This window comes from Pseudomonas sp. P4_C3, assembly GCF_056402075.1.
The window spans coordinates 1-10,434 of record NZ_JBFUIC010000151.1; the positions used below are offsets into that span (position 1 = coordinate 1).

Sequence of the window (10,434 nt, forward strand, 5' to 3'; positions counted from 1 at the left end):
ACTGCGGGCCTTCTTTTTAAGCAGGGTGGAGCAGGGGATTAACCCGCCACCAACACCCGAATCGCTTCCAGTCGCAACGCAGCCTTGTCGAGCATGGCCAGGCCTTGCTCGCGTTGTTTGCGCAGGGCCACCAGTTCGCTTTCGCGCACGGTCGGGTTGACCGCTTGCAACGCGGTCAAGCGCGCCAGTTCTTCCTCGGTATCGGCGGCCAGGCGACGCTGTGCCTCGGCGACACGTTCTGTGTGGCGCGGCAGGATCTTCGCTTCACCGGCGTTGATTCGTGGCGTCAACTGGTCACGCTGGGCCTGGATGAACTTGTTGGCGCTGGCACGCGGCACGCTTTCGAGCTGATCGTTCAAGGTTTCGAACGACACGCGGGCCGACAGGTCGTTGCCGTTGGTATCGAGCAGGCAGCGCAGGGCGGCCGGCGGCAGGTAGCGGCCCAGTTGCAGTGAGCGCGGGGCAACCACTTCGCTGACATACAACAGTTCCAGCAACACGGTGCCCGGCTTGAGTGCCTTGTTCTTGATCAGCGCCACGGCGGTGTTGCCCATGGAGCCGGACAGCACCAGATCCATGCCGCCCTGAACCATCGGGTGCTCCCAGGTGATGAATTGCATGTCTTCGCGAGACAGCGCCTGGTTACGGTCGTAAGTGATGGTCACGCCTTCGTCGTCGCCCAGCGGGAAGCTGGCGTCGAGCATTTTTTCGCTCGGCTTGAGGATCAGTGCATTTTCCGAATGGTCTTCGCTGTCGATGCCGAAGGCGTCGAACAGGGTTTCCATGTAGATCGGCAGTGCGAACTGATCGTCTTGCTCAAGGATATCCTCCACCAGCGCATCGCCTTCGCCCGCGCCACCGGAGTTCAGCTCCAGCAAACGGTCACGACCGGTGTGCAACTCGGCTTCCAGGCGCTCACGCTCGGTGCGGGCTTCGTCGATCAGCGCTTGCCACTCGCCATCGTCGGCTTCTTCGAGCAGCGGCAGCAGGCGCGGGCCGAACTGGTGCTGCAGGGCGTTGCCGGTCGGGCAGGTATTGAGGAACGCGTTCAGCGCTTCGTGGTACCACTGGAACAGGCGCTCTTGCGGGCTGGTTTCCAGGTATGGCACGTGCAGTTCGATGATGTGCTTCTGACCGATCCGGTCCAGTCGACCGATACGTTGTTCCAGCAGGTCCGGGTGGGACGGCAGGTCGAACAGCACCAAGTGATGGGAGAACTGGAAGTTGCGACCTTCACTGCCGATTTCCGAGCAGATCAGCACTTGCGCGCCAAACTCTTCGTCGGCGAAGTAGGCGGCGGCGCGGTCACGCTCGAGGATGTTCATGCCTTCGTGGAACACCGTGGCCGGGATGCCGGAACGCACGCGCAGGGCGTCTTCCAGGTCCATGGCGGTTTCGGCGTGGGCGCAGATCACCAGTACTTTGGTGCGCTTGAGCATCTTCAGCTGATCAATCAACCACTCGACGCGCGGGTCGAACTTCCACCAGCGATCTTCTTCGCTGGCATCCGGTTGGGCCTGGAAGCTGACTTCCGGGTACAACTCGGCGTGATCGCCCAACGGCAGTTCGAGGTATTCGTCCGGGCACGGCAGCGGGTACGGGTGCAGCTTGCGCTCCGGGAAACCCTGCACGGCGGCGCGGGTGTTACGGAACAGCACGCGGCCGGTGCCGTGGCGGTCGAGCAATTCACGCACCAGGCGGGCGCTGGCTTCGGTGTCGCCATCGTTGACGGCGGCCAACAGGGCTTCGCCTTCGTTGCCGAGGAACCCGTGGATGGTCTTGTGGGCTTGCGGCGACAGGCGTCCCTTGTCCAGCAACTCCTGAACGGCTTCAGCCACCGGGCGATAGTTTTCGCTCTCGGCGCGGAAGGCTTGCAGGTCGTGGAAACGGTTCGGGTCGAGCAGGCGCAGACGAGCGAAGTGGCTGTCCTGGCCGAGTTGTTCCGGGGTGGCGGTCAACAGCAGCACGCCGGGAATGGTTTCGGCGAGTTGCTCGACCAGCGAATACTCAGGGCTGACCTGATCTTCGTGCCACACCAGGTGGTGAGCTTCGTCGACCACCAGCAAGTCCCAGCCGGCCGCGAACAGCGCGTCCTGGGCTTTCTCGTCGTCCACCAGCCACTCGAGCGCGACCAGCGCGAGTTGGGTGTCTTCGAATGGGTTGCTGGCATCGCTTTCGATGAAGCGCTCTTCGTCGAACAGCGCGACCTGCAGGTTGAAACGGCGGCGCATCTCGACCAGCCACTGGTGCTGCAGGTTTTCCGGAACCAGGATCAGCACACGGCTGGCGCGGCCCGAGAGCAATTGGCGATGGATCACCAGGCCGGCTTCGATGGTTTTGCCCAGGCCCACTTCATCGGCCAGCAGAACCCGTGGCGCGATGCGGTCGGCGACTTCGCGGGCAATGTGCAACTGGTGCGCGATCGGTTGCGCACGCACGCCGCCCAGGCCCCAAAGGGAGGACTGCAGCTGGCGGCTGGTGTGTTCCAGAGTGTGATAACGCAGGGAGAACCAGGCCAGCGGGTCGATCTGGCCGGCGAACAGACGGTCGCTGGCCAAACGGAACTGGATGAAGTTCGACAGTTGGGTCTCTGGCAGGGTGACCACTTCGCTCTGCCCGTTGAGGCCGTGGTAAACCAGCAGGCCATCAACGTCGTCGACTTCGCGGACGGTAAGCTTCCAGCCTTCGAAGTGGGTGATGGTGTCACCCGGTGAAAACCGCACGCGGGTCAGAGGCGCATTCCGTAGCGCGTACTGGCGGGTGTCGCCAGTGGCCGGGTAGAGCACGGTCAACAAGCGGCCGTCCTGTGCCAGAACGGTGCCTAAACCCAGCTCGGCTTCGCTGTCACTGATCCAGCGTTGCCCCGGTTGATACTGCTGCGCCATGCTGCCTGACTCCCACCTGAAAAAGCGGGCTATCTTAACGGAATGAGGGCTTCAGGGCCAAAGGACTCTCAGAAAAACTCACAGTCTTACGTTAGTCCACCTGTGCATGGCGCGCCGCCCGGTGCACTAATGAGTGCCAATTGGGTCACAGTTTGCGACCGATGGCTCAAGTCGCCATCCCCGCAGCCGACAGCCTGCTGACAGGAGACCGAAACCATGCTGCCACCGATGCTCCCCCTGAGTGCCGTGCCGATCACTTCGCAAACCGACCCGATCCGCCAGCGTCCGGACATTCCACCGGTGGTGCCGGTGCAGGAAAGCTCCAGTGAAAGCACCATTGACCTGCAAAAGCGCAATCCCGAAGAGGACGGGTTAGTGCTGCGCGAGGAACAGCGCCGCAAGCAGGAGCAGGAAAGACGTCGCCGCGAGGCTGATCATGACCCCGAGGCGCACCTGGCGATTCCCGGCGATGAACTCAATGCCGACAACACCGTGCCGGTGGCGCCGCTGATGGAAGATCAGCCGCGGCAGGGGCTGTGGGTCGACATCGAGATTTGAACGCAGGCTGGTCAGCGAGGCCATCAGGCCGCATTATTGGCGCAGGGTTGCCGAACGCTACGGCGGCTGAATCTCATTTCAAGCGATGCACTGACCGCCATGAGCCAAGACGACAAACTGATTGACCTCAACGCTGAACGCGCCAAGCGTGTTCATGACCTCAACGACAAGCGACTCAATGAAGTTCGCCAGGCGTTCGAGCAGGCCATGCCATTGGGCAAGGCCAGGAAAAAGCCGAAAAACAAACCGAAAAAGCGCTGAAATCCCCCGCATTCATTGATGCGGGTCAAACTTTCCCCTTCCTCTTGCCCAGTCTCGGGCGACATTGATCCCGGTCAATATTCTCTCCTGCCCGATTGGTTAACTTAGCCCTATCGCAACAGGGCAAGTACAGGAGACGCGTCATGTTTTTCGACAACGTGGTGATCGCCGGAGTGCTGACTGTCGGCCTTATGTTTGTGTTTTTTGCAGGATTCGGACTTTTTATCTGGAAGGATTCGCACAAGCGGAAAAAACCGTAGTTCTTTCTGGATGTAATGAGCACGCAAGGCATTTTGGGCAACTTCGGTTGCCCTTTTTTTTGCCTGTAAAACTCTATCGATACACGCAAACCCTGTGGGAGCGAGCTTGCTCCGGGCGGCGTTCCGACGATGAGGCCATAACATTCAGCATCTATATTGGCTGTAAGACCGCTATCGCGAGCAAGCTCGCTCCCACAGTGATTTGTGGTGTAGCGAAGATTTTGGCAATAAAAAAGGCGCGTTCCTTGCGGAGCGCGCCTTTTTCGTTTGGCTGCTTATCAGCTGCCAAGGGCCTTCGAAGCCAGCCAGAACAACCCGGCCGACAGGGCCACGGTGGCTGGCAGGGTCAATACCCAGGCCAGCAGGATGGTTCTGACGGTGCCGCCTTGCAGGCCGCTTTTGTTGGCGACCATGGTGCCTGCCACGCCCGAGGACAGCACGTGGGTGGTGGAAACCGGCAGGCTGAAGATGTTCGCCATGCCGATCAGGCTGGCAGTGGTGATCTGCGCCGACATGCCTTGGGAGTAGGTCATGCCTTGCTTGCCGATCTTCTCGCCAATGGTCAGTACCACGCGTTTCCAGCCGACCATGGTGCCCAGGCCCAAGGCCAGTGCAACCGCCAGAATCACCCAGAACGGCGCGTATTCAGTGGTAGTGGTCAGGTCTTTGCGCAGCTTGTCCAGGTCGGCCTTTTCACGAGCCCCGAGAGTTGGCAACTTGCTGACTTTCTTCGCGGTGTCGTCCAGGCAGAGCAGGTAGCGACGGACTTCGATACGGCTTTCCGCCGACAGCGAATGGTAGTCGGCTACACCCTTGAGGGTGCCGAGCAGGGCGGTAATGGTCGGTTCGGTCTGTTGCGGGTTGCAACGGAATTTCTCCGGCAAGTCGCCGTCCAAGCTCTTGCCCAGGGCCAGGAACTCGCCCAGGGTTTCGGAATTGCGCTGGTAGAACTGGCTCAGGTGCAGGGTCGCGTCGCGAGTCCGCTCGATCTGGTAGGTCGTGCTGTTCAGGTCGAGGACGAACTGGGCCGGCACGATACCGATCAGGACCAGCATGATCAGGCCGATACCTTTCTGGCCATCGTTGGAACCGTGCACGAAACTCACGGCCATGGCCGAAATCACCAGTACCAGGCGATTCCAGAACGGCGGGTGTTTCTTGTCGTCGATCTTGCGGCGCTGTTCCGGCGTCTTGTGCATCTTCGACAGCGGACGCCACCATTTAAGACCGATCAGGATCAGTGCGGCGATCAGGAAGCCGGCCATTGGCGAGAACACCAGGGAAGCGCCGATATCGATCGCTTTCTGCCAGTTCACACCGTCAGCCAGCGGAATGTCGTTGATCAGGGCGTTGGCCAGGCCGACACCGAGGATCGAACCGATCAGCGTGTGGGAACTGGAAGCGGGAATGCCGAAGTACCAGGTGCCCAGGTTCCAGGCGATGGCGGCGGCGAGCAACGAGAACACCATGGCCAGTCCGTGACCGGTGTTCACATTGATCAGCAGTTCTACCGGTAGCAGGTGGACGATGGCATACGCCACGCCGACCCCGCCCAGCAGCACGCCGAGGAAGTTGAACACACCGGAGAAGAACACCGCCAGGTGAGGCGGCATGGCTTTGGTGTAGATAACGGTCGCCACCGCGTTAGCGGTGTCATGAAAGCCGTTGATGAACTCGAAGGCGAGGACAAAGGCCAGGGCGAGCAAGAGGCTCACAAGCACCCAAGCATCCAGTCCGCTGAATAAATCGATCATGAAGGTTTTCTGACCCGGTCATAAGGGGGCGCGATTATGCCAGAAAAGACTGCTAATCAATGCACTAGCTGCTCATCGGTAACATTCTTCAACGAATTTTTTTGCCGCAGCACCTAAAAACCCAGGGTTTTGCTGTGTTTTTTAAGTCATTGATTTTATTTGTAAAATCGCTGTCGCAAAACCTTAACGGCCCGGTAAGAGGGGCTTGAAAGGTTGTGCGAAAAATCTGAGAAATAGGTCAGATACCGGAAATATGCCTGATTCGACGACGGTGATGGCCGCTGCCCGCTCATGGCGGGCGCGAAAGGCAACATCAATACATCCCGCTTTTAACGGGTGCAGAGGCGGGCCATTGTAGGGATCAGGTCAAAGCAGTCACGGCTCTTCGGCTTTGAGTTCCTTTTCCATTTTTTGAAGTTCCTGCTGGAAAACCTGATCCTGAACGGTGGCGCGTTTACGCCAGGGTTTGCGTTCCGGTTCGGGTTGAGCGGCGTAAGTGGTGACTTCTCCGCCGTAAACTTCCTTGTAGCGTTGTTCCTGGCGCTCTAGTTCCGCGCGCAGTTCGTCTTTCGTCACAGTGCTACCTGATTGAGTTGGGATAAATTCTGGTGAACACGCGCTGCATCAAATCGATTGATCACGTTCGTCGAATGGGCAATGCCCGTCAGGCATCGTTTTGGCAACAGGGTGATCAATACTTCCATGTCACAGGCGGCCACGGCACCAGATATAAACAGCTGACGTAGCTTCAGTTTCCTGTATCAGCAAGCGCACTGGCAAGGCGGTTCAATGCGAGTCTGGCGCTTGCAACGGGCAACGGCGATGGAACATCGCATTGCCGGGCAGCGGGTTCGGCAAGTAAAAAACCGAAGCGCTACTGAATTGTATTATAGCGGCCGATTTGAAGAACACTATCTCCAACGAGTTAAAAGCGGATCCCGGTGTGACCGTTTTGTTGCTAGAAACTTTACGATTAACTGGAACGCCGACGGGTACCACATTGCAGCGATGCCTGCCTGACGCCATTAAGTTCGAACAAGTTACGGTATTTAGATTGCCCCATTAAGTCCTGTGTCGAGTCGATGTAAACAGCGGTTCGTGAGTCAGCGAAAAACCGGACACCAGCGAATCGGGTGATTGATCCGGTGGATTGCGATTATCGGTCGAGCGTTCGATAATCGCCCGAAGATGGCAGGCCGGGCTTGAGTGCCAGGCGGTAGCCCTTTGTAATAGTCGCTGATCCGAGTGGGTAAAAGGACCTTGTATGAACGATCAAATGCGCAATTCCTTCACTTCAGTGGCTCCCCCCATCGTTGCTTCACCGGCCAAGCGGATCCAGGCACTGACCGGCGACCCGGACTTCATGACGTCCCTGGCCCGTGGCCTGGCCGTGGTGCAAGCGTTCCAGGAGCGCAAACGACACCTGACCATCGCCCAGATCAGTCACCGAACGGAAATTCCCCGCGCCGCGGTGCGCCGTTGCCTGCACACCCTGATCAAACTCGGCTACGCCACCACCGACGGCCGCACCTATTCGTTGCTGCCCAAAGTGCTGACCCTCGGCCATGCCTATGTGTCATCGACGCCGCTGGCGGTGTCCGCCCAGCCTTACCTGGACCGCATGAGCGAGCAACTGCACGAGGCCTGCAACATGGCCACGCTGGAAGGTGATGACATTTTGTACATCGCTCGCTCCGCAACCACCCAGCGCCTGATTTCGGTGGACTTGTCGGTGGGCGGGCGCTTGCCGGCCTATTGTACGTCGATGGGGCGGATTCTGCTGGCCGCGCTGGATGACACGTCGCTGGGCGAATACCTCGATCACGCCGAATTGCAAGCCAAGACCAGCCGTACGATTCACACCCCCGAGGCATTGCTCGAATGCCTGCAAGAGGTGCGACAGCAAGGCTGGTGCATCGTTGACCAGGAACTTGAGCAAGGGCTGCGTTCAATTGCCGTTCCTGTATATGACGCCTCCGGCCAGGTGGTTGCGGCCCTCAACGTCAGCACTCACGCCGGGCGAGTCAGCCGCAATGAGCTGGAACAGCGATTTCTGCCTGGCCTGCTGAGTGCCAGCCGCGACCTCAGCGCCCAGCTGTTTGCCTAAGCTGTTCGATAAACGCACAGAGTTGCGTTTATCGAATTGACGCTGTTTCCTCCGGATCATTACTGTCGCGGCTTCGTCAGCGTCTGCTGACACCGTTCGACTGCGATCCGTGGAATAAAAATAATGAACCAGCCTCAGTCTGCTGTAGGTAACTGCCTCGACGTGCAGTCCTTCATCAATGCCCAACCCATTTCGCGCTACCAGTGGCGCGTGGTGATCCTGTGTTTCCTGATTGTCTTCCTCGATGGCCTCGACACTGCGGCCATGGGTTTCATCGCCCCGGCCCTGTCCCAGGACTGGGGTATCGACCGCGCCAGCCTAGGCCCGGTGATGAGTGCGGCGCTGATCGGCATGGTCTTCGGCGCACTGGGCTCGGGCCCGTTGGCTGACCGCTTCGGACGAAAAGTCGTACTGGTCGGTGCGGTGCTGTTGTTCGGTGCCTTCAGCCTGGCCTCGGCCTACAGCAGCAATGTCGATCAGTTGCTGGTGTTGCGCTTCCTGACTGGCCTGGGTCTGGGCGCCGGCATGCCGAATGCCACGACCCTGCTGTCGGAGTACACTCCGGAGCGCAAGAAGTCTTTGCTAGTGACCAGCATGTTCTGCGGTTTCAACCTGGGCATGGCCGGCGGCGGATTCATCTCGGCCAAGCTCATTCCGGCCTTTGGCTGGCACAGCCTGCTGCTGATCGGCGGGATTTTGCCGCTGATCCTCTCCGTCGTTTTGCTGCTCTGGCTGCCGGAGTCGGCGCGTTACCTGGTGGTACGCAATCGCGGTACGGACAAAGTGCGCAAGGCACTGGCGCCGATTGATCCGACGGTGGTGGCCCAGGCGTCCAGTTTCAGCGTGCCGGAACAGAAAACCGTGAAGGCGCGCAATGTGTTCGCGGTGATCTTCTCCGGCACCTACAGCGTCGGCACCTTGCTGCTGTGGCTGACCTACTTCATGGGCCTGGTGATCGTTTACCTGCTGACCAGCTGGCTGCCGACGCTGATGCGTGACAGTGGCGCGAGCATGGAGCAAGCCGCCTTCATCGGCGCGCTGTTCCAGTTCGGCGGCGTGCTGAGTGCGGTGGGCGTGGGCTGGGCGATGGACCGGTTCAATCCGCACAAGGTCATCGGCATTTTTTACCTGCTGGCCGGGGTGTTTGCCTACGCAGTAGGGCAGAGCCTGGGCAACATCGCGCTGCTGGCGACCCTGGTGCTGGTGGCCGGGATGTGTGTCAACGGCGCGCAATCGGCAATGCCGTCGCTGGCCGCACGGTTTTATCCGACTCAGGGGCGGGCCACCGGGGTGTCGTGGATGCTCGGGATCGGCCGCTTCGGCGCCATCCTAGGGGCGTGGATGGGTGCAACGCTGTTGGGGCTGGGCTGGAACTTCGAGCAAGTGCTGACGGCGCTGGTGATTCCGGCGGCGCTGGCAACGACGGCGGTGGTGATCAAGGGCATGGTCAGTCATGCGGATGCGACCTGATCCTGGTTTGAAATAGTGGTGTAACAGTAAAAGATCGCAGCCTGCGGCAGCTCCTACAGGGGAATGTGTAAATCTGTAGGAGCTGCCGCAGGCTGCGATCTTTTGGGGCAGCCTATAAAGATAGCCAGATAACAATATGTTCGATAATCGAACGCTTAGTCGATTATCGGATTGTTTGGCGTTTTGCACGGGCTTAATCTTCAGTCACTCCGGCGCTGCGCATCGGCGCCTTCTTCCACTGTCGGTTAACAATAAACGGGAGCCTGCCCCAATGGCTGAAATCCTTTCGCTGCACGACGCGGTGAAGCAATTCGTAAACGACGGCGATACGGTCGCGCTCGAAGGCTTTACCCACCTGATCCCGACGGCGGCGGGTCACGAAATCATTCGCCAGGGCAAGAAAGACCTGACCCTGGTGCGGATGACCCCTGACTTGATCTACGACCAGTTGATCGGTGCCGGTTGTGCCCGCAAGCTGATTTTCTCCTGGGGCGGCAACCCGGGTGTCGGCTCCCTGCATCGCCTGCGTGACGCGGTGGAGAAGCAGTGGCCCCACGCGCTGGAAATCGAAGAACACAGCCATGCCGACCTGGCCAATGCCTACGTCGCCGGGGCTTCCGGCCTGCCATTCGCGGTCCTGCGTGCCTACGCCGGTTCCGACTTGCCGAAGGTCAACCCGCTGATCAAATCCGTCACTTGCCCGTTCACTGGCGAAGTGTTGGCCGCCGTGCCTTCGGTGCGCCCGGACATTACCGTGATTCACGCGCAGAAAGCCGACCGCAAGGGCAACGTGCTGCTCTGGGGCATCCTCGGCGTGCAGAAAGAAGCTGCACTGGCCGCCAAACGCTGCATCGTCACCGTTGAGGAAATCGTCGACGACCTCAATGCACCGATGAATTCCTGTGTACTGCCAACCTGGGCCTTGAGCGCGGTTTGCCACGTGCCAGGCGGCGCGCACCCGTCCTATGCCCACGGCTACAACGAGCGCGACAACCGTTTCTACCAGGCCTGGGACCCGATTGCCCGCGACCGTGAAACCTTCACCGCGTGGATCAACGAATACATCCACGGCAGCGCTGACTTCAGCGAGTTCCAGGCCAAACTGGCCGCCGCTTCGGAGGCGAAGTAATGACTTACAC

9 protein-coding genes are annotated in these 10,434 nt (G+C 59.7%); 6 read left to right on the top strand and 3 right to left on the bottom strand.

Annotated features, from left to right (window positions below):
* Window positions 1-38 precede the first annotated feature (38 nt).
* Window positions 39-2,885 carry an RNA polymerase-associated protein RapA gene (gene rapA / locus AC1DVH_RS20350; RefSeq protein WP_477755313.1) on the bottom strand — a complete coding sequence of 949 codons (2,847 nt, stop codon included), beginning with the start codon at window positions 2,883-2,885 and terminating at the stop codon, window positions 39-41.
* Window positions 2,886-3,101: 216 nt separating this feature from the next.
* On the opposite strand from rapA, the gene AC1DVH_RS20355 reads away from it, so the two are divergent.
* The 3 genes from AC1DVH_RS20355 (at window position 3,102) to ccoM (ending at window position 3,964) form a co-directional block, all read left to right on the top strand.
* The gene (locus AC1DVH_RS20355) at window positions 3,102-3,443 is read left to right on the top strand and encodes an aspartate-semialdehyde dehydrogenase (RefSeq protein WP_477755314.1); all 342 of its coding nucleotides are present in this window, start codon (window positions 3,102-3,104) and stop codon (window positions 3,441-3,443) included.
* 99 nt (window positions 3,444-3,542) lie between these two features.
* Entirely contained in the window at window positions 3,543-3,704 is a 162-nt protein-coding gene (locus AC1DVH_RS20360) for a hypothetical protein (RefSeq protein ID WP_178076663.1), read from the top strand.
* A 143-nt stretch (window positions 3,705-3,847) separates the two neighbouring features.
* Window positions 3,848-3,964 carry a cytochrome c oxidase subunit CcoM gene (gene ccoM / locus AC1DVH_RS20365; RefSeq protein WP_305729722.1) on the top strand — a complete coding sequence of 39 codons (117 nt, stop codon included), beginning with the start codon at window positions 3,848-3,850 and terminating at the stop codon, window positions 3,962-3,964.
* Between the two features lie 278 nt (window positions 3,965-4,242).
* On the opposite strand, the gene AC1DVH_RS20370 is transcribed toward ccoM, so the two are convergent.
* Entirely contained in the window at window positions 4,243-5,718 is a 1,476-nt protein-coding gene (locus tag AC1DVH_RS20370; protein ID WP_477755315.1) for an inorganic phosphate transporter, read from the bottom strand.
* A 375-nt stretch (window positions 5,719-6,093) separates the two neighbouring features.
* A complete protein-coding gene (locus AC1DVH_RS20375; RefSeq protein ID WP_007986337.1) occupies window positions 6,094-6,294 on the bottom strand; it encodes a hypothetical protein in 201 nt (66 codons plus the stop codon).
* A gap of 688 nt (window positions 6,295-6,982) precedes the next feature.
* Between AC1DVH_RS20375 and pcaR the strand changes: the two genes are divergently transcribed.
* The 3 genes from pcaR to AC1DVH_RS20390 all read left to right on the top strand — a co-directional run bounded on the left by pcaR (window position 6,983) and on the right by AC1DVH_RS20390 (window position 10,424).
* The gene (pcaR, locus tag AC1DVH_RS20380) at window positions 6,983-7,825 is read left to right on the top strand and encodes a pca regulon transcriptional regulator PcaR (protein ID WP_223550841.1); all 843 of its coding nucleotides are present in this window, start codon (window positions 6,983-6,985) and stop codon (window positions 7,823-7,825) included.
* A gap of 123 nt (window positions 7,826-7,948) precedes the next feature.
* Window positions 7,949-9,295 (top strand): 4-hydroxybenzoate transporter PcaK, encoded by a 1,347-nt coding sequence (gene pcaK / locus AC1DVH_RS20385; RefSeq protein WP_477755316.1) that lies wholly within the window; start codon window positions 7,949-7,951, stop codon window positions 9,293-9,295.
* A gap of 271 nt (window positions 9,296-9,566) precedes the next feature.
* A complete protein-coding gene (locus AC1DVH_RS20390; RefSeq protein ID WP_008054173.1) occupies window positions 9,567-10,424 on the top strand; it encodes a CoA transferase subunit A in 858 nt (285 codons plus the stop codon).
* Window positions 10,425-10,434 lie beyond the last annotated feature (10 nt).

Excerpts from the sequence above, each read along its gene's own strand:
- rapA (WP_477755313.1), bottom strand. The coding sequence starts at position 2,885 with ATGGCGCAGCAGTATCAACCGGGGCAACGCTGGATCAGTGACAGCGAA.
- AC1DVH_RS20355 (WP_477755314.1), top strand. The coding sequence starts at position 3,102 with ATGCTGCCACCGATGCTCCCCCTGAGTGCCGTGCCGATCACTTCGCAA.
- AC1DVH_RS20360 (WP_178076663.1), top strand. The coding sequence starts at position 3,543 with ATGAGCCAAGACGACAAACTGATTGACCTCAACGCTGAACGCGCCAAG.
- ccoM (WP_305729722.1), top strand. The coding sequence starts at position 3,848 with ATGTTTTTCGACAACGTGGTGATCGCCGGAGTGCTGACTGTCGGCCTT.
- AC1DVH_RS20370 (WP_477755315.1), bottom strand. The coding sequence starts at position 5,718 with ATGATCGATTTATTCAGCGGACTGGATGCTTGGGTGCTTGTGAGCCTC.
- pcaR (WP_223550841.1), top strand. The coding sequence starts at position 6,983 with ATGAACGATCAAATGCGCAATTCCTTCACTTCAGTGGCTCCCCCCATC.
- pcaK (WP_477755316.1), top strand. The coding sequence starts at position 7,949 with ATGAACCAGCCTCAGTCTGCTGTAGGTAACTGCCTCGACGTGCAGTCC.
- AC1DVH_RS20390 (WP_008054173.1), top strand. The coding sequence starts at position 9,567 with ATGGCTGAAATCCTTTCGCTGCACGACGCGGTGAAGCAATTCGTAAAC.